15 protein-coding genes are annotated in these 19131 nt (G+C 44.5%); 3 read left to right on the top strand and 12 right to left on the bottom strand.

What is annotated here, in order from left to right:
* Positions 1-5 precede the first annotated feature (5 nt).
* On the top strand, positions 6-845 hold the full coding sequence (locus EYS00_RS10945) for an MBL fold metallo-hydrolase (RefSeq protein ID WP_130636680.1): 840 nt from the start codon (positions 6-8) through the stop codon (positions 843-845).
* 5 nt (positions 846-850) lie between these two features.
* Here EYS00_RS10945 and EYS00_RS10940 read toward each other — a convergent pair whose 3' ends face one another.
* From EYS00_RS10940 to guaB, 8 genes are all read right to left on the bottom strand, one after another.
* Complete coding sequence (locus EYS00_RS10940; RefSeq protein WP_130636580.1) at positions 851-1750, bottom strand: histone deacetylase; 900 nt, start codon at positions 1748-1750, stop codon at positions 851-853.
* 71 nt (positions 1751-1821) lie between these two features.
* Positions 1822-3414 (bottom strand): methyl-accepting chemotaxis protein, encoded by a 1593-nt coding sequence (locus tag EYS00_RS10935; protein ID WP_242618734.1) that lies wholly within the window; start codon positions 3412-3414, stop codon positions 1822-1824.
* 199 nt (positions 3415-3613) lie between these two features.
* Positions 3614-4117: a hypothetical protein gene (locus EYS00_RS10930; protein WP_130636578.1), complete on the bottom strand. Its 504-nt coding sequence runs from the start codon at positions 4115-4117 to the stop codon at positions 3614-3616.
* Positions 4118-4126: 9 nt separating this feature from the next.
* On the bottom strand, positions 4127-6229 hold the full coding sequence (locus tag EYS00_RS10925) for an LruC domain-containing protein (RefSeq protein WP_242618733.1): 2103 nt from the start codon (positions 6227-6229) through the stop codon (positions 4127-4129).
* A gap of 355 nt (positions 6230-6584) precedes the next feature.
* The gene (locus tag EYS00_RS10920; protein ID WP_130636577.1) at positions 6585-7607 is read right to left on the bottom strand and encodes a radical SAM protein; all 1023 of its coding nucleotides are present in this window, start codon (positions 7605-7607) and stop codon (positions 6585-6587) included.
* Positions 7600-8433: a hypothetical protein gene (locus EYS00_RS10915; protein ID WP_130636576.1), complete on the bottom strand. Its 834-nt coding sequence runs from the start codon at positions 8431-8433 to the stop codon at positions 7600-7602. The genes EYS00_RS10920 and EYS00_RS10915 overlap by 8 nt, the downstream gene beginning before the upstream one ends.
* A gap of 284 nt (positions 8434-8717) precedes the next feature.
* The gene (guaA, locus tag EYS00_RS10910; RefSeq protein WP_130636575.1) at positions 8718-10295 is read right to left on the bottom strand and encodes a glutamine-hydrolyzing GMP synthase; all 1578 of its coding nucleotides are present in this window, start codon (positions 10293-10295) and stop codon (positions 8718-8720) included.
* 75 nt (positions 10296-10370) lie between these two features.
* The gene (guaB, locus tag EYS00_RS10905; protein WP_130636574.1) at positions 10371-11840 is read right to left on the bottom strand and encodes an IMP dehydrogenase; all 1470 of its coding nucleotides are present in this window, start codon (positions 11838-11840) and stop codon (positions 10371-10373) included.
* Between the two features lie 101 nt (positions 11841-11941).
* Between guaB and xseA the strand changes: the two genes are divergently transcribed.
* Both xseA and EYS00_RS10895 read left to right on the top strand, forming a co-directional pair.
* Positions 11942-13294 (top strand): exodeoxyribonuclease VII large subunit, encoded by a 1353-nt coding sequence (gene xseA, locus EYS00_RS10900; protein ID WP_130636573.1) that lies wholly within the window; start codon positions 11942-11944, stop codon positions 13292-13294.
* A 5-nt stretch (positions 13295-13299) separates the two neighbouring features.
* On the top strand, positions 13300-14328 hold the full coding sequence (locus EYS00_RS10895) for a hypothetical protein (RefSeq protein ID WP_130636572.1): 1029 nt from the start codon (positions 13300-13302) through the stop codon (positions 14326-14328).
* A gap of 8 nt (positions 14329-14336) precedes the next feature.
* Here the strand turns inward: EYS00_RS10895 and der are convergent, their stop codons facing one another.
* The 4 genes from der to hisS all read right to left on the bottom strand — a co-directional run bounded on the left by der (position 14337) and on the right by hisS (position 19111).
* Complete coding sequence (der, locus tag EYS00_RS10890) at positions 14337-15779, bottom strand: ribosome biogenesis GTPase Der (RefSeq protein WP_130636571.1); 1443 nt, start codon at positions 15777-15779, stop codon at positions 14337-14339.
* A gap of 130 nt (positions 15780-15909) precedes the next feature.
* Positions 15910-17166 (bottom strand): outer membrane protein assembly factor BamB, encoded by a 1257-nt coding sequence (gene bamB / locus EYS00_RS10885; protein ID WP_130636570.1) that lies wholly within the window; start codon positions 17164-17166, stop codon positions 15910-15912.
* A gap of 28 nt (positions 17167-17194) precedes the next feature.
* Positions 17195-17815, bottom strand: a complete 621-nt coding sequence (locus EYS00_RS10880) for a tetratricopeptide repeat protein (protein ID WP_130636569.1) — start codon at positions 17813-17815, stop codon at positions 17195-17197.
* Positions 17816-17830: 15 nt separating this feature from the next.
* Positions 17831-19111 carry a histidine--tRNA ligase gene (gene hisS, locus EYS00_RS10875; protein WP_130636568.1) on the bottom strand — a complete coding sequence of 427 codons (1281 nt, stop codon included), beginning with the start codon at positions 19109-19111 and terminating at the stop codon, positions 17831-17833.
* Positions 19112-19131: the final 20 nt, after the last annotated feature.

The raw sequence follows: 19131 nt of genomic DNA, 5'->3' as shown, positions 1-19131 counted from the left end.
TTATGATGAAACTTACCTTCTATGGCGTAAGAGGTTCTATTCCCACACCGGGGAAAGACTTCATACGCTATGGAGGGAATACCGCATGCGCGCATTTGAGTTTGGCTGATGGTACGGACATTATCTTTGACGCTGGCACAGGTATTCGTTTATTGGGCCAAGAACTCATTAAAAAGGATACCCCGGTTTACATCCTATTGAGCCACAATCATTGGGACCATATTCAGGGATTTCCGTTCTTCGCACCCATTTATCAAGAAGGTCGCCCTATACTGATTTACCCAGGCCAAACAAACGCGCCTGAGTACGACCAAATACTCAAGCAAATGTCAGGTAGTGTCTTTCCTGTACCGGCCTCTGCGTTAACTTCGGACATTCAGCTCATTTCTCTCCCCCAGAGCCAAGAGAGTTTCACTATTAGTAGTGCGAAAGTTTGTCGAATTCCGATGAATCACCCTGGTAAAGGGAGCGCTTTTAGCGTTGAAGACGATGGCAAGAAAGTCGTTTATGTCACCGACAATGAACTCTATCCTCCTTACAAAAAAGAAACAGACTTTCTCACCTTTGTGGAATTTTGTAGAGACGCTGACTTATTGATACATGATGCACAATATATGCTTTCAGATATGCCAGCTAAATCCGGCTGGGGTCACTCGGTTGCGGAAGAAGCAGTAAAGCTGGCCATGGCGTGTAATGCGAAGCGACTGGCTTTGTATAGCCACGATCCAGAGCGAACCGATAATGATATCGACCATGTGGTCGCACATTGTAGAGAATACATTAAGCTCACACAGCTGCCAATTGATGTATTTGCTGCAAGTGAAGGACAAACCATCGCCTTGTAGCCAAGCTAATCGATGACACCAAATGCTCGATAGAGCTGCAAGTGGACGTTGACCAAAGCGTCGATGTCTCGTTGATAACCACCACCAATAACGCCTGCAACTGGTACATCAAGTGCTCGACAAAAATCGTAAACCATCTTATCCCTCTGATACACGCCTTCTGTAGATATACACAAATGCCCCAAATCGTCGTTTTCATGTATATCTACGCCAGCATCATAAATGATCGCATCGGGTTGAAATTGTCGCTCAGCTAATAACAAAGCCTGCTCTACCGTTTCAAGGTATTCGTCATCCCCGGTTCCCTTGGCTAATCCGATATCTAAATCGGAATGCTGCTTACGATGGGGAAAGTTTTTCTCACCGTGAATAGAAAGTGTGAAAATACTTTTGTCATCTTGCGCTAGTTTTGCGGTACCGTCGCCTTGGTGAACGTCTAAGTCGATAATAAGAACATTGTCGATATGCCCATACTTCTGCATCGTTTTTGCTGCTAAGAACAAGTCATTGAAAAGGCAGAAGCCAGAACCAAAATCTGCAAAAGCATGATGATAACCACCCGTTAAGTTAAGTGCCTGACCATGCTCTATCGCGAGTTCAGCGGTAAGAATAGTGCCAGCCACTGCGGTTAACGAGCGCTTAATCAGGTGTTCAGACCATGGAAAACCAATACGCCGCATGGCTTTGTCATCTAGCACGCCTGATACCAACGCATTAACGTAATTTGGTGCAAAGTAGTCAGTCAGAAATGCGCTTGAAACAGGGGATGGCGCACTAAAGCGATCACTAGTTATGCCCCTCGCGACCAGCGCATCGCGTATCCCTTGATATTTCTCTATGGGAAACCTGTGTCTTGGTGGAAGGGGTAGTTGACTATAAATGGGATGAAAAACTAACGGCGTCATCGCAACTCTAATAAAAGCGCTAAAGCTTTAGATACGTGACGCCCATTATATCAGGTCATTACTGGGAATAACTAATCAACACTCAGACTTTTCACCACACGCTCTACATTCAATTCCATTTTACGCATAGACTGAGACATTGTGTCTCGCTGCGCTAGTTCGTGATAGCGCTCTGACGACGCAACAACATCACTGATAATACCCTCGACATTGTGGAGTACTGCTTCTTGTTCGTCAGCAGCCTCGTTGAGCACCACAACAACACTGGAGGTTTCTTGTATGTCAGTTACCACCCTATTTAGGGTGTCGAGGGCTGTTGCGGCCTCTTGCGCATTGGCATCCGAGAGTTTCTTGCCCTCAGTCATTGCGACTACTGCGCCGCGAGCTTCAGCCTCGAAGCTACTGAGAATGTCATTTATCTCACGTGTAGACTGTTGAGTTTTTGCCGCTAGCGCGCGAACTTCATCTGCTACCACAGCAAACCCTCTTCCATGCTCACCGGCTCGAGCTGCCTCAATGGCCGCATTTAACGCCAGTAAATTGGTTTGATCGGCTATTTCGTTGATGACGTTGACGACTTTCAAGATATTTGCACTACGACTTTGCAGGTCGGTAACAATTTTACTCGACTCCGTTACCGTTTTTGCTAATTGCTTAAACCCAGAATTAGCATGCTCAAATGTTGAATAGCAACTCGCTACATTTTGCTCTGAGTTGTTCGTAGCTACGGCAACTTGGTCGGTGATTGTCACTAGGCTTTGAACAATTTCTTTCAGTTTATCAGTACTTGAGTCTAATGCTCTTGAAGCATCTCTTTGCTCAACTGCACCACTCATGATTGAGTCGCCCACTTGTTTAAGTGCTGCGCTGGCGTGTGTCATTTCAGACTCAACATCGTGAAGCTCATCAACGGAGGCTTTCAATTTAGTCTGAAGAGCACGAGCCGAATCCGCTAGTATACCCAGCTCATGATTACTTGTATAAGTTAGCGAATAGTCATATCGGCTATTAGCCAATGCCGATATGGTTTTAGCAATTTGTTTAGTGGGTACAATGACTTGTAAACGCAGACGCCACACTACATAAGCCATTGCTACACAAGACAATACAATAGCGAGCGCAAGTATTATCCATAAGGTGCGTCGCGTATTGCGTTTTAGATCATCCACAGCCTGTGCCGATTGAGTCGCGATTTTCTGTGCTACGCTTTTGAGCAAGTTGCCTGGTTCTCTATCAATTCCCCTTACGTAGCTATCACCGACTTTAGGGTCAAATTCCGAAGCAATAAAGGCATCATAGCCTTCGCGGTATTTGTCAGCCATGAGCTTATGTGCTTGCTGAAACCGGCGAATATCAGCTTTTGCACTCTCATCAATACTGCTATTCGCTAACATACTGTTGAACTGTTGAGTGATCTCAGCTTCTCTATCTTTAAAGCGCTGCCAGTATTTATCCCTATCCTCTTGACCATGCCCCCTGAGTAAAACGTTCTTCCACTCTTGAACTTGAGTTTTAAAAGTGCCCAATACACTGTGAACATCTCGTTCGGCTTGGATAAGGGTAGTTTCAAGGGCTTCGAAGTGACTCAATAGTGCAAAAGACTTGTAAAGAGAGGCAGCAATCAGCAAAACTAGTATAAATAAGCTTGCCAAAACAGGCGTCATAACCAGCCTGCTAATAGATGAATAATTGAACAAAGCGTTATCCTTAAAAGCAAATGCACAATGTAAGGCGTGCATTAGATGATACTTTTGTGACAGTGATGTTACGCTTTAAGTATTAACTTGAATACGAATATATATTTATTCATACCTAATAAAATTTGCGAAAAAAAGGGCAGATGTTCTGCCCTTACTAAGTGATTTATCTTACGGTGAATTTTTGTTCAACTGCACTTGGTTCGTAAGACCAGCGATATTGAGCAGGTTGATAATTTTCTACCGTTTGCCATATTTCAGCCACCAAATCGGTATCCATATGCGCCAGTACTACATCTTCTCGCACGCCATCATCACCAATTGGCCCCCTAAAAAGACAAGACTGTCTATTAACTCTGTCATACTGAGGGTCGTAACTACAAACAGTCAAATACGATCCTTGTTCAACAGCTGGGTTAATGTCCAAACTTACAGTAACGTCTACCGACAAAGTAAATTCGTTGTCGATAATCAATGCCCCAGCGCCGTCTTCTGTTGGCTCGGGTTGATTATTCGCTGGCGGCGTTGTAGTAGTCGTTGTTGTCGTCGTAGTTGTTGGAGACGAACTCGCGGGTGACGACACTGACGAACTTCCCTCGCTTCCACCACCACCGCAGGCGGTTAGAAGCATTGCACCGAGAGTAACTAAAGTAAAATTAAGCTTATTCATGTCATGCTCCTATTGCTTTGGAATAACTTTGTTTGACGTTGGGTTAGTAAACCACGACCGATTATTCGCACCACTCGATTCAGCAAAATCGGCAAAATGATTGTATGCTTCGGTGATATCTACGGCCTCTCGTGGTGCTTGCCATATTTCACTGACTTGAATCGCAAAGGGTAAACCATTGTCAGTCATATAATATTCTGACTGCGCTGGTACACTTGCATCATCTGCGGTACCAAATGCATTCATATCAAACGCTTCTGTAGGAGCTTGGTGCTTCAAGTGAACCTCCCAACCACGCTCATTACTTGATGACACATGAGCTCCATGACCATAACCGTCAACAGCAAAGATAAACGGATCTAACACACCTTTGGGCGCTTCATCTTCATCAACCCCAGAAACCAATGGAACATATAAGCTGAAAGGAATGACATCTTTATTAAAGCAGCCGTTCTCAGTTCTGAAGAAGCGACACCCCTCCTCACGTGTAAATAATGCTCGAGTATCGGGAAGTACAGTGAGGATCGCCTCTTGTCTGCCAAGCTCCAGTGGTGACTCTCCTGTAAGGTCATTACCAATTCGATGGCTAATTAACGCCGTATTTATATTACTCGCAGCTATATCTTCTAGTCTCACGGCAAATCCGTTGTGATACTCTGCTCCTACAGCAGTTAAGTTGCCTTTCACCCAATATCGCATTACCTGACCTTCAAACTTGTCCTGACACGCGCGATATTGAACGACCACATCGTTAAAGTCATAATCACCTTTGCTTGGCCAGATATCCTCATAGGCGAGCGTGACAAAACCCGTGGCGCTTGGGTAGCAAACAGTGGTGTACATAGCATCGCCAATTGAGATTTCATAGTCTTCAACTTCACCGTTAATGTCACCACCTGTCGGAGCAAGTGACTCGCTGGTAGATATACGGAATCGGCTCCACGTAGTTCCTGGAGTTGCTCCTGCTTTCACGTTTAGCAGTAAGGTATTGTCACCCTCAGTCACGTATTTACCATCAAATACCTGCTCCGAATCTTCAAACTCACCATTTTGATTCCAATCGACCCAGCCATGTAGGTAACCATCTTGTGATGCAGTTACACTCATCAAACTTTGCAAATCAGCGTCTCTTGCGGTTTGAATGTTAGATAGGAAAGCCACACCATCATCACCGGTATCTTCTAGTCGTGCGGCGTATTCCGAGGTAACGGTAGGTCCAAGAAATAAATCTCCCATCTCGTGGCGCGCACCGTTTTCACTGAGTGACGAACCATACGACGCAGGTGCATCGCCAAAATCGATGTCGATAGAGTCGTCAATTATGGGGGCGGTGGCACAACGAGCACCGTCGTTGTTCCCAGAAAGAGGGCCAACCGCAAACAACTGAACAGCTTCGTCTATAGTCATGCTGTCAAGCGCATCCACTTTAATTCTGTAAATGTACCCGTCAGAATTGCGACTGATGTAAAGGTTACCTTCAACATCAAAATAGGCAGCGCCGAAGGTTCCGCTCACACCTAAATTGGCAAGTCGTGTAGAGGCGCCAGTGACTACGTCAATTTTGTGTAGATTACCGTTTGCTTCCACTGCGTAGGCTTCACCTGAATCTGGATGGAAAGCCATATCGTAAATATTAAGGTTAAGGGAACTACCATTAACCACACGAGACGCTTGCAAATAATCGCTGTCATTTTCATCAAGAGAGACGCGATACAACCCGTACGAGCTGCCTTTACGGTAGAAGTAATACGCATTTTCGGTTACCGCGGCATCTCCCACATAAAAAGAAGTATTGGGAAGACCTGTTACACCCATTGGTACTGCTTGGAAATCATCGCCGATGCGAACCAAGTCTTTTGCTTCATAACCGTAACCATAAAGATAGTTGTCGTGAACACTGAACCCAGTACCATTGATTTTTCCCGATGTGCCTAAATTGCTGCTTAATACCGCCGAACTACCTGAAACGATATTAACGCCATAGGCAATGGCCGTTGTGCCCTGAACAAGGAATGCTTTTGTTGGACATGTGCTAAAAGGCTCACTAGCATTGGCCGAAGCCGACCACATGCTCATGCAACCAAGTGAGACTGCTACTGCGAGTTTTTTCATACTTTTCTCCAGACTTAAAATTGGATTACGTACAGAAGACTCACAACACTAGTACCACTAGAGCCTGCTGCATTTTGTATACTTGCAATACAAGTTGCAGCTCGCGTTCCAGTGTGTACCGGAATTCGTAAAAGTTTTTAATTGTTTGTTTTTTAGGGAGGAAATTTAAAAGATGTTAGCTCTGTTGCTCTGCACTAACATCCCAAGCCGAATTTTTTTTAAAATGCGTTGCAAAAAGCAATTATAGCTAAGTAACAATATGCCCTTTGCAGTTCTGCTACAGGTAATATTTTTACCCAACATTAAAGTGCAAATTGAGGGAAGCATCGACATTCAAATAGGTTTTCGAAGTAACTTATAAAAACAACTCCTGATGATAGTCATGATTCACAAGGCTTTCCTCCACCTTGATATTGTGAACATGCGGACGGCAAGGTTGACATAATTTCACATCAATGTCGTTATACATCTTTTTATGCTCTTGCTCTCCCCATTTTTCCCAAAAATCTCCATCTACCCAACTACCTAGAGAAAAATTTGGATTTCCGCGATTCTCACAACACATATATACGTTCCCGTCAGAACAAAACACTGGCAACATAAATAACGCGTGACACTTCTTGTAATTACGACTTATTAATCGAGTCTTGTTAACTTTTGCTTTAACGCCAAATTTTAAAGACAAATCTTCAATAATTTTATAAGTCGACTCTGGAGGAATGAAAATGCCGTCCTTTAAAACTGCAATACGAAAATAGAGCATTCTTGCGCCAACAACTTTTCCGTACTCAAATGTCTTTGACAAAGATTCATAGGAAACGGTTTCTGGATGCAGTAAAACTTTAACATCAACACGATTGTTAATACTCGTAAGCCATCGTACGTTGTCCTTTACTTTATCGTACAGGCCTTTCGTTTTACTGCGACGGACACTTTCGTAAACATTTGGATCACCACTGTCAATATCAATGCCGACCCATGACAATTGTTTGATAGTCTCATCAGGGAGATTCGATAATCGATCTAAATAACTTCCATTTGTCACAATCGAAGTTAAAAACCCAGAATCAATCGCTTGCTCTACGACATACTCATATCCTTTGCGAACAGTGGGTTCACCTCCTCCAACAAAAGTTATAGTTTTAACACTACCATTTCCACTGGTGTAGCCCCACTTAACCAGTTGTTCGATAAGTTTGTGATAGTGATGAATTTTAGTTTGGTCAGGTGTTTTGGCTCTAAAATCTGCTGTATTGCAATAACTACAATCTTGATTGCAACTATTTGTTAAATCAATTTCAACAGACTGAGGAATTGTGGGTGACTTTCCTTTAATAGCAATGTTAAAAGCGGTTTCGGAATATACTGAGCTAGTCATTTTTATTTCCTTTGTTGACTAAGGTACTATTTAGCCATGATGCTAGTTGGTTCTCTCCCAAATCTATGAGGTCCAGTACTAATTTATGCTTCTCTGCTCTGGATAATTTACCTTCATGAATTTTGTTGAACTCACGCTGAATGAGCTTTACCTTTGAGAGATTTTTGTGCTCTAGGTGTTTTCCAGTTGCTCTGAATGCACGTAAATCTTGAACGAGGTCACTAAATCCTCCTTTATCCCGAATAAAGTGCTCTGCATGAACCATGTACAGAAAATCCTCGTCCTGCGTGATACTAGAACGAACCTCAAACTCTAAAGAGGGAAATCTGCTTATCAAATTTTCTAATAAATCGCACACCATTGTCTTGTTCATTTCAAGCTTTTCATTTGTAAACAACCATTTTCCCCGCTCCTTATACTCTTGAAAAGCAAAACAGATAACGACTGTGCACTTTCGCGCTCCGGTATATTTCCTAATCTCATCGCAATATGGAGTTGTTAGAAACCAATCATTATCAATAACGTCACCGGCTCTAATATGCATAACGATTTCATCACTGCTAGGAAGGACTATGTGATTTTTTCTTAAATATTCCCTACAAGCATTATCCATCTCCTCGATGTTTGGGTTTAAGTAATTCGTTACAGACTCCAGATATTTGCGTAAAATACTCCCTGAAAACTCTACATCATTTAAAACATGAAGAGCACTGTCACTGTAACGCCAACCGCGTACGTAAAAAACGTCCGCCAATCTGTAGTGAGGGTTAGACTCTAATACTTTTATTTTTGAAACTAATTCTTGCGCCCGGTGCAGCGAATCCATCTATCCTTTTACCTCACAGAGTTACAGTTCAGAAAAACCTTAAAATATAAAAAACTATGAAAAGGTTTTCTATATTTGTTTTAGACAATAACTCTCAGAGTGCAGTGATGCTAGTGTTTTAGGTTAAAAAAATCACTGGTACCTATCTGGCGTAAATAAATTTTATAGGCTTCATATTACAGAGGCATGGAATGTGGTAATGGGCTTGCAAAAGCTAAAATGCAGGGTGCTCTCTCGATGAGTCGAAAGAGCACTGTTACAGAGAAATTGATAAATACTTGAGTTTACTCCCACTCAATCGTCGCGGGAGGCTTTCCTGAAATATCGTAAACCACACGGGAAATACCATCGATTTCATTGATAATGCGGTTTGACACTTTACCCAGGAAATCATACGGCAGATGTGCCCAGTGAGCGGTCATGAAGTCAATAGTTTCTACTGCTCGCAATGATACAACCCAATCGTACTTACGTGCATCGCCCATAACGCCAACCGAGCGAACGGGTAAGAATACCGTAAATGCTTGACTCACTTTTTGATACAAATCGGCGTTGTAGAGCTCTTCAATAAAGATAGCATCTGCTCGGCGAAGCAGGTCGCAGTATTCTTTTTTGATTTCTCCAAGCACGCGCACGCCTAAACCCGGACCTGGGAATGGATGACGGTAAAGCATGTCATACGGCAAGCCAAGTTCTAGACCAATTTTACGCACTTCATCTTTAAACAATTCGCGAAGGGGCTCTACTAGACCTAGCTTCATGTCTTCTGGCAACCCCCCCACATTATGGTGTGATTTGATAACGTGTGCTTTACCCGTTGCAGAACCTGCTGACTCAATGACATCAGGATAAATGGTGCCTTGCGCCAACCATCTCGCATTTTGGCGTTTGCCGGCTTCTTCATCGAAAACGTGGACAAATTCGTTGCCGATAACTTTGCGCTTCGCTTCAGGATCTTCAACACCCTTCAGCTTTTCTAAGAAACGGTCTTCAGCGTCTACACGGATAATATTTAATCCAAAGTGATCACCGAACATTTCCATCACTTGGTCTGCTTCGTTTAAGCGTAATAGACCGTTGTCTACGAATACACAGGTAAGCTTGCTACCAATGGCGCGATGAAGCAGCATGGCGGTTACTGATGAATCAACACCACCTGACAAGCCTAAAATAACTTCGTCGTCGCCCACTTGCACTTTGATACGTTCAACGGCGTCTTCGATAATTGCGCCTGCAGTCCAACGCTTTTCACACTGACAAATATCAAGCACGAAATGGCTTAGCAAACGCATGCCTTGACGAGTATGCGTCACTTCAGGGTGGAATTGTACGCCAAAGAATTGCTTCTCTGCATTATACATAGCGGCATGGGGACATGACGGCGTTTGTGCTACTGTCTCGAAACCCGCTGGAATTTCAGAAACCTTGTCGCCATGGCTCATCCAAACATCTAATAGTGCATTGCCTTCGCTGTTTAATGAATCTTCAACTTTATCTAGCAGTGGACTCGGCTTGATAACTTCAACTTGTGCATAGCCAAATTCTCTCTCGTCAGAACCTTGCACTGCACCGCCCAACTGCGCTGCCATGGTTTGCATACCATAGCAAATGCCCATCACAGGAACACCGGCATCAAACACATACTGAGGTGCTCTTGGCGAACCTTCTTCAGTCACAGATTCTGGGCCACCAGACAGGATGATACCATTGGGATTAAATTCGCGAATTTGTGCTTCGCTGACGTCCCAAGCCCAAAGTTCACAATACACGCCGATTTCACGCACGCGACGTGCAATAAGCTGAGTGTATTGAGAGCCGAAATCCAAAATTAGGATGCGTTGATCATGGATATTAGTGGTCATGATTTTACCTGTGCAAAAAAAAACAAAGGCTGATTGGCTCATGCCAGCCAGCCCCACTGAAGCCTGGTTGAGGAATTACCCCATACGGTAGTTTGGTGCTTCCTTAGTAATGCTCACGTCGTGCACGTGAGATTCGCCCATACCGGCCGACGTTACACGCACAAATTTAGCGTCTGTACGAAGCGCTTCGATGGTAGGACAACCCGTTAAGCCCATCGCAGAACGCAACCCACCCATTTGCTGATGGATGATATTAGCGATTGGACCTTTATAGGCAACGCGACCTTCAATCCCTTCGGGTACTAGTTTTTCCGCGTTGTCAGATTTTTGGAAGTAGCGGTCAGATGAACCATGGCTTTGATTCATTGCGCCTAAAGAGCCCATTCCACGGTACGATTTGTAATAACGACCTTGATAAAGTTCTACTTCGCCCGGCGCCTCTTCGGTACCTGCAAGCATACTTCCAACCATCACACAGCTTGCGCCTGCAACAAGTGCTTTAGCAATGTCACCAGAGAAACGAATACCGCCATCAGCGATAACCGGAATGCCAGTACCTTCTAGTGCTTCAACCGCATCGGCTACCGCTGTAATTTGAGGTACACCACAGCCAGTAACAATACGCGTCGTACAAATTGAGCCCGGGCCAATACCTACTTTAACCGCATCTACGCCAGCCTCCGCCAATGCCTTAGCACCTGCGCCAGTGGCAACGTTACCGGCAATAATTTGAAGTTCAGGATAAGTTTCACGTACCGTTTTAACGCGGTCGATGACACCTTGAGAATGACCGTGAGAGGTATCGATAAGTAGCACATCAACACCCGCCTCAACAAGCAGCTCGATACGCTCATCAGTACCAGGGCCAACACCAACGGCAGCGCCTACACGCAAACGACCCAACGAGTCTTTACATGCATTTGGCTTGTTTTCCGCTTTTTTGAAGTCTTTAACAGTGATCAAGCCAGTAAGTTTGAATGCATCGTCTACCACAAGAATTTTTTCAATGCGGTGCTCATGCATCAAGTCTAGTACTTCGTCTGAGCTCGCACCTTCTTTGACTGTCACTAGCTTATCTTTCGGTGTCATGACATCAGTAATAGATGCTTCAAGGCGCTTTTCAAAACGAAGGTCTCGACCAGTAACGATACCGATAAGATTGTTGTCGTCGTCTGTGACTGGGAAACCTGAATAACCGAGTTTTTGCGAAAGTGCAGTCACTTCACCAATGGTTGCATCTTTCTTTACAGTAACGGGGTCTGAAACTACACCTGTCTCATATTTTTTAACTTCGCGAACATGCTTAGCTTGCATCTCTGGTTTCATATTTTTATGAATAAAACCAATACCGCCTTCCTGGGCTAATGCAATTGCTAAACGGGCTTCTGATACAGTGTCCATAGCAGCAGAAACCATAGGAATATTCAGCGTAACCCCGCGGGTCAGCTTAGTCTGCAAATTTGCAGTATGAGGAAGGACCGTAGAGTGGCCAGGAACGAGCAAAACATCGTCGAAAGTCAGGGCTTCTTGGATGATTCTAAGCATGCAACAACACCTATTCAGTTGAGGGTTAATTGCGGTGCGATTGTAGTGTGTTTTAGATTTCAGGTAAACTCTATTTGTACTAAACCTGACGATTTTTTTATATGTTTTCCTCTTCTGTATCTACATCACGCCAAATTTTAACCGTTACTAAGCTAAACCGGCTCGCTCGCACCGTTTTGGAAGGCGAAATTGGTTTAATTTGGCTATCTGCCGAAATCTCTAATTTTGTAAGGGCGGCATCAGGCCATTGGTATTTCACCCTAAAAGATCAAAAGGCGCAGGTGCGCGCAGCCATGTTTAAAAATGCTAACCGCAGTATTCGAGTCTTACCAAAAGAAGGAGACAAAGTTTTAGTTCGCGCTTCGGTAGGACTGTATGAAGCTAGGGGTGACTATCAGCTTGTGGTTGAGCACTTGGAATCAGACGGCGAAGGTGCGTTAAAGCAAGCGTATGAAGCACTCAAGGCTAAACTCAACGCACAAGGTCTTTTTGATACTTCTCGTAAACGCCCTATTCCTCAAGTCATTAACAAGGTTGGCGTTATTACATCATCCAGTGGTGCAGCACTGCATGACATACTCAGCGTGCTAAAGCGTCGCAGTCCGCAGATAGAGGTGATTGTCTACCCTTCGATGGTCCAAGGTGAGCAAGCGTCACAACAGTTACTCGATGCTTTGCGTACCGCACAGACGCGGAGTGAAGTAGACGTGCTTTTACTCACTAGAGGGGGAGGTTCGCTCGAAGACTTATGGTGTTTTAATGATGAAACACTCGCCCGAGCTATCGCCACTTGTGCACTACCAATTGTCAGTGCAGTAGGTCACGAAGTGGACTTTACCATTGCCGATTTCGTCGCGGACGTTCGTGCACCTACACCGTCAGCCGCAGCAGAACTCATTAGTCAAGACGTTGCACAGTTGTTTGAAAGTTTGGGTTTATATCAACGTCGCCTCAATCGCTCCATCGCATCGATTATCTCAACAAGCAAACACCAACACGAGCAATTGAAGCAGCGTATTACCGCCGTGCACCCTCAGTCAAAGATCCAAAGTCAACAACAGTCTCTCGACTATCGTTTCAGCCAATTGAGGCATCTAGCTATCCAACTGCTGTCTAAGAAGCAACGTAGCTTAACGATAAGGGAAGAAGCTTTGCGCAAGCAGTCTCCAGAGATCATGTTGAACAAAGCACAAAGCCAGATAAGTCGGAGCAACGATAAGTTAATCCAGTTGATGACTGCTTTGTTGGAACAACATAAAAGTACCCTTGCCTCTAACGCCGCACTGCTGAATAGTGTGAGTCCTCTATCAACACTAGCCCGTGGCTACAGTATTACTTTGCAAGAGGATTCAGCGGTAACTCAATTATCTGACGTTAAAAATGGGGATGTTATCCGAACAAGAGTGACGGATGGCGAAATAACCAGTAAAGTAATGGGCACTTCTGCTAAGTAGCAAGGTTGACCATTATTTCTTTTCTTCGCTTTTCAACGTTAACTTGTGCGTTGCTTGCTCTTGCGAGTAGCGTCTATGCGCAACAACTGGGCCTAGGGTTGTCTTTTTATTCAACCTACCCAAGCGAATCTCTATCTACACAATGCAATACTATTGATAGAACGTCCGAACTCACAACTCAGTGTGTGGAAGACGTAGTTTCTCCTGAGCATTATGTTCAGGCATTAGTAGACTTGAACACATTCACAACCATCGCTCCTTTTTCAGGCGGAAATGATTACGAATTATTGGTGGCCAACTTAAGCTATCAAGACGAAGACGCAAAACACTACAGTGAATTTACACTACAGTGGCGAGGAATAGAGATCGACTCTTTCACGGCAGTCAGCACAGTTGACTCTAGCCAAAAGGTCGCGGTTTCGGCAGTAGCGGAGTGGTTGACTCATGCATTATCAGCGTCAATCTTTTCTGCACCTCACTTGTACGGCTCCATTGGTGCGAGTGACTACATTAGCGCTCTCAAACTCCCTCAAACTATTCATCAATTTGAACGCGCTGGTACCCAACTATATCCCGACCCGTTTCAGGGTATTGTTACCCGTTATGTGCACAATGAGTTCGAAGATGCCATTGTTGATGTTTCTATATTCCCATTCATGGCGCAAACTCAACACCCATCAAACACGTTATTAATAGGTGAACTGGAAAACGATCACCAACTCGCTCAATCAGTGGCCGACCAACGGGATTTGCAACTTATTGCCCAAAATCCCATATCTCCATTTGCGGCGCATAATGGTAACAATGGATTCAAACTTCATTTAGTAGCAAATGGACTTGACGAAGAACCCGTGTTCGCAACAAGTTATGCGTTTTTTGCGAAAGACAAAGTAGTGAAGGTGTCTACGACATTTCCAGAAGGTTTGTCTGATGAATTTACCAATGTGCTTATTGCAAACATTGAAGTGCCAGACGAGTCGAAGTTGATGTCGGAAGTAAGGCTTCTATTGCTAGAAGCCGGTGAGCATCAATAGGAAAAGTATTACTTCTTCTTGTGGTAAGACATCATGCGTCTACGCTTGCGTTGTTGAGCCAGCGTTAGCTGGTTTTTCTTGCCTTCAAAGGGGTTACTTCCCTCTCTAAACTCTATTTTGATTGGCGTACCCATAACTTGAAGTGCCTTCCTAAAATAGTTCATCAGATATCGCTTATACGAATGAGGCAAGTCATCTACTTGGTTACCGTGTATTACGATAACTGGTGGATTGTATCCCCCAGCATGAGCATATTTCATCTTAACCCTACGACCACGCACTAACGGTGGCTGATGGTCATCCTGTGCCATCTCCATAATTTGTGTAAGAATAGACGTATTGATGCGTTTTGTTGCACTTGCATAGGCTTCTTGCACAGACTCAAACAAGTTACCCACGCCCGTACCGTGCAACGCAGAAATAAAGTGAAGACGAGCAAAGTCGATAAAACCTAAGCGACGATCGAGTTCGCGCTTAATATCTTCTTTAATATCCGTATCTAGTCCATCCCACTTATTTACCGCGATGACGAGTGACCGACCAGAATTTAAAATAAAGCCAAGAAGACTTAAATCCTGATCAGTGATTCCCTCGCGAGCATCTATAACAAGTAGAACGACGTTAGCTTCTTCTATCGCTTGAAGCGTCTTAACAATTGAGAATTTTTCTACCGCTTCGCTAATTTTTTTGCGTTTACGAACACCCGCAGTGTCAATAAGGATGTACTCACGTTCATCACGTTCCATAGGTATATAAACGCTATCTCGTGTGGTACCAGGCAAATCATAAACGACAACACGTTCTTCACCCAAAATACGATTAGTCAGTGTGGACTTACCTACGTTTGGTTTACCAACGATAGCAAGTTTGATTGGCAAGGCTTGAAGTCGCTCAAGTTGTGCTTCAGCATCTAGTTCTTCTTGTACCTCCTGCTCCACTACTCGCATCTCTGGAAATGCGTCCTCTAAAGGTGCAAGTGACTCTTGAAGCAGCTGACTTACACCGCGACCATGGGCTGCAGCAATTTGATGGATTTGACCTAAACCCAACGAGTAAAACTCAGCACTCTCACTGTCACCGTCTATACCATCGACTTTATTGGCAACTAAGTAAACATCTTTGTCTACTTTGCGTAGATGTTCAGCAATAGCTTGGTCCGCTGGTAATAATCCAGCTCTTGCGTCGACTAGAAACATAACAACATCAGCTTCTTCGATAGCAAGTAGAGACTGCTGCGCCATTTCCGCATCGATTCCCTCTTCGTCCCCGGTAATCCCTCCAGTATCTACAACGATAAACTGACGCTGTTCAAACTTGGCTTGGCCATACTTGCGGTCTCGGGTTAAACCGGGGTAATCGGCAACCAAAGCATCACGAGTATTCGTAAAGCGATTGAACAAAGTAGACTTTCCCACATTGGGGCGTCCGACAAGAGCAACTACGGGTAACATTTTCAGATCCTAAAGGTCACGAAAGCAAATAAACACAAACCGCAAGGAAGCAGAACTTTCTTGCGGTTTGAATGTAGCAGGCGATTATACCTGCTTAATATAATTTAGTCAGCTCAAAGGCGCGACTAAACTACGGTGTAGAAATTGACGCTATGACGCCATCGCGGGTAACGGCAATAATGTTACCGTTGACGCTGAGGGGAGCAACATAGACGGATTCATCTTCGTCGTCACCTCCAAGAGAAAGGCGGGACACAATTGCACCGTTTTCTTTGCTAATCCAATGCAAAAACCCCCAATTATCACCAACAACAATATTGTCACCGTCAGGCTCTGCTGCAGTTAATGAACGGCCTTTTAGACCATTTTGCGACCATAACTCGACGCCGTTTCTACGATCTAAAGCATAGACGTGAGAGTTGTTGTCCACCACATAAATTCGATTGCCTTCAACACTCAAGTTTCTATAGGCACCGTATTCACGTTTCCAAACTATTCGACCACTGCGAAGCTCTATTGCTGCTAACGTGCCATTGTACGCAACAGTGTAAATGGTGCCACCAAACAAAACAGGTGTAGTGTCTATGTCAACAATTCGCTCCAACTCTGTCGCACCAGACGGAGTAGCCACTTGGGTTTCCCACGCCAGTATCCCACTATCAATGATGTTTACTTGTAGCTTACCCGTAGGTGTTCCCAGCAAGGCGCCACCATTTGATGCTATCGGTGTAGAAATTCCTCGGAGTGTTAATGGAGGTGTATCACTTTCATGGCGCCATACTTGCTCACCTGATCTAGTATCAAATCCATAAAGCACACCAGCACCAGTGTTAACTACAAGAATACCTGAATCAGATGCTGGCGCAGCTAACACTTCGCCTGGTACATTCTTTTGCCATACCAGTTCGCCTGTAGCTTCATCTAGCGCAATGACTTCACCATTTTCGGTTCCGATGAAAACCATACGGTCAGACGCAGAAATACCACCGATTCTCGCACTAACACCACTTTCCCACAGCCGAGCGATACCACTCCACATGCCATCGTCGTTGAAAGTCGCGAAGTTTTTCTCCCAAATGACCTTACCAGTGTCTGGCTCTAGGGCCACTACAACACCATGTCTATCAGCAGCAAACAATTTGTTGTATGCGTAGACTGGGCGAAGTCGAGAATAATAACCGTCAACGCCTTTACCTAGGTCTCGGTCCCAGTTTATGTTCGGAGAAAACTCAGCATTTATTGGATCTAAGCGACGAATCTCTATTTCTTCATCATCGGAAAACCAATCAGTAACCGTAGAGCAACCAGATAAGGTAACTGACAAGGCCAGCGCTATCCCTATGGCGCGAGTAAAGCGGCCTTTTTGGCCTTGAGTATGGTGAAACAAATTACCTACCTCTATTTTATTAGCTTGCTTACTGACCTGCGGCTACCGCAAGGTTGTCTAGTTTCATTTGAAGCAAACGATTATTGGCATTGTTTTCAAGCGCACTTGCATATGCTAAACGCGCATCGTCAAACTTACTTTGACGCACGTATATGTCACCTTTGAGCTCTGACACTTCTGCATCAAATGAAGTATCTGCAATGGTGCTAAGCGTAGACAACGCATTTTCAAGCTGGTTCATTTCTATTTGCACACGGGCTAAACGCAACGACGCCACACCTTTAAGCGGTGCATTATCAGCGGTAGCAATAACGTTTTGTAATTGCACAGCAGCAGCCTCGAAATTGCTTTCATCGACAGCCTGTTTAGCAGCCAACAAGCCAGCAATAGTTGCGTAACCAGAATCAGTATTTTCAGCCACAAAGGTGTCCAGCGCAGCCAAAGTGCCGTCTTCACCAAACGATTCAACGACTTCTTGATAGCCCACGGATGCCGCTTCCTTAGCTTCATTTTGACTATCTGAATAGGCGCGCCATCCGTACAAACCACCTAAACCCAATAAAGCACCGACAATAATTGCGGTACCATGCTCTTTCCAAAAACGTTTAATCGCTTCTACTTGTTGTTCTTCTGTTGCGAATTGTTCCATGATGTCCTCGTAATATTATACGTTTAGCAAGTCAGCAACTGTCTCTGCAAGCGCATCGAAAGATACGGTAGACTGTTCCTGACCGTCACGTAATGGTTTGATGACCACTTCTCGTGACTGCATTTCTTGAGAGCCTAACAGCAAGGCAATACCAGCACCCGTCTTGTCAGCTCTTTTTAATTGTTTCTTCAAATTACCGCCACCACAGTGCATGAGTATGCGAGCGTTTGGCAGCAACTGACGCAATGATTCGCTTACTTCGACCGCATAAGCCTGAGTGTCGTCGCCTAAGGCAGTAACATAAATGTCTGCAAAGCTACTATCCACTGCATCTTCGTGCAAGGTGGTCAACAGTAGTACTAAGCGTTCCATTCCCATAGCAAAGCCCACTGCGGGAGTTGCTTTACCCCCCAGTTGCTCTACAAGACCGTCATAACGACCACCAGCACAAACAGTACCTTGTGCACCTAAGCTGTCCGTAACCCACTCAAATACGGTGCGATTGTAATAGTCTAAACCGCGAACCAGATTAGGGTTTACTTCAAACTCGATCCCTGCAGCTGACAACCGGCTACAAAGGGCATCAAAGTGCGCCTTTGATTCTTCATCAAGATGGTCGATTAACGCTGGCGCATCAACGATAGCCGCTTGCACTTGTGGGTTCTTGCTGTCCAATACGCGCAAAGGGTTAGATTCCAATCGACGAAGGCTATCTTCATCGAGTTGATCCGCTCTTGCTTTGAGATAGCTAACCAAGGTTTCACGGTAAGCCTGACGCGCTTCGTTAGAACCCAACGAGTTAATTTGCAGTTTAACGTGTTTCTCAATACCAAATAGCTTCCAAATACGAGCACTCAGAAGGATAACTTCTAAGTCAATATCTGGACCATCCAAACCGAATGTCTCCACGCCGAACTGATGAAACTGACGATAACGACCTTTTTGAGGACGTTCATGTCTAAACATTGGCCCCATGTACCAAAGACGCTGCTGTTGGTTGTATAAAAGACCGTGTTCATTACCTGCGCGAACACAGCTCGCCGTGCCTTCTGGACGTAGTGTTAAGCTGTCACCATTTCGGTCTTCGAAGGTATACATCTCTTTTTCGACGATATCGGTAACTTCACCAATAGAGCGCTTAAAAAGGTCTGTACTTTCAACAATCGGGGTACGAATCTCTTGATATCCATAACTCGCCACAACTTGACGAAGTACTGATTCTACTTGTTGCCATGTACCGGAAATCTCCGGCAGGCAATCATTCATGCCGCGAATTGCCTGAATAGTTTTAGCCACGTGAAATTCTCAAACTGCTA

Origin of the sequence: Alteromonas sp. KUL49, from assembly GCF_006538345.1 — a bacterium.
In the GTDB taxonomy this organism is placed as follows: domain Bacteria; phylum Pseudomonadota; class Gammaproteobacteria; order Enterobacterales; family Alteromonadaceae; genus Alteromonas.
The sequence above is the reverse complement of the archived record's forward strand: the minus strand, read 5'-3'. Positions and strand labels throughout refer to the sequence as shown.

Coding starts and splice junctions, on each gene's coding strand:
- guaB (WP_130636574.1), bottom strand. CDS start 11,840: ATGCTTAGAATCATCCAAGAAGCCCTGACTTTCGACGATGTTTTGCTC.
- EYS00_RS10920 (WP_130636577.1), bottom strand. CDS start 7,607: ATGACTAGCTCAGTATATTCCGAAACCGCTTTTAACATTGCTATTAAA.
- EYS00_RS10940 (WP_130636580.1), bottom strand. CDS start 1,750: ATGACGCCGTTAGTTTTTCATCCCATTTATAGTCAACTACCCCTTCCA.
- EYS00_RS10915 (WP_130636576.1), bottom strand. CDS start 8,433: ATGGATTCGCTGCACCGGGCGCAAGAATTAGTTTCAAAAATAAAAGTA.
- EYS00_RS10880 (WP_130636569.1), bottom strand. CDS start 17,815: ATGGAACAATTCGCAACAGAAGAACAACAAGTAGAAGCGATTAAACGT.
- EYS00_RS10935 (WP_242618734.1), bottom strand. CDS start 3,414: ATGACGCCTGTTTTGGCAAGCTTATTTATACTAGTTTTGCTGATTGCT.
- EYS00_RS10925 (WP_242618733.1), bottom strand. CDS start 6,229: ATGAAAAAACTCGCAGTAGCAGTCTCACTTGGTTGCATGAGCATGTGG.
- EYS00_RS10930 (WP_130636578.1), bottom strand. CDS start 4,117: ATGAATAAGCTTAATTTTACTTTAGTTACTCTCGGTGCAATGCTTCTA.
- guaA (WP_130636575.1), bottom strand. CDS start 10,295: ATGACCACTAATATCCATGATCAACGCATCCTAATTTTGGATTTCGGC.
- EYS00_RS10945 (WP_130636680.1), top strand. CDS start 6: ATGAAACTTACCTTCTATGGCGTAAGAGGTTCTATTCCCACACCGGGG.
- xseA (WP_130636573.1), top strand. CDS start 11,942: ATGTTTTCCTCTTCTGTATCTACATCACGCCAAATTTTAACCGTTACT.
- der (WP_130636571.1), bottom strand. CDS start 15,779: ATGTTACCCGTAGTTGCTCTTGTCGGACGCCCCAATGTGGGAAAGTCT.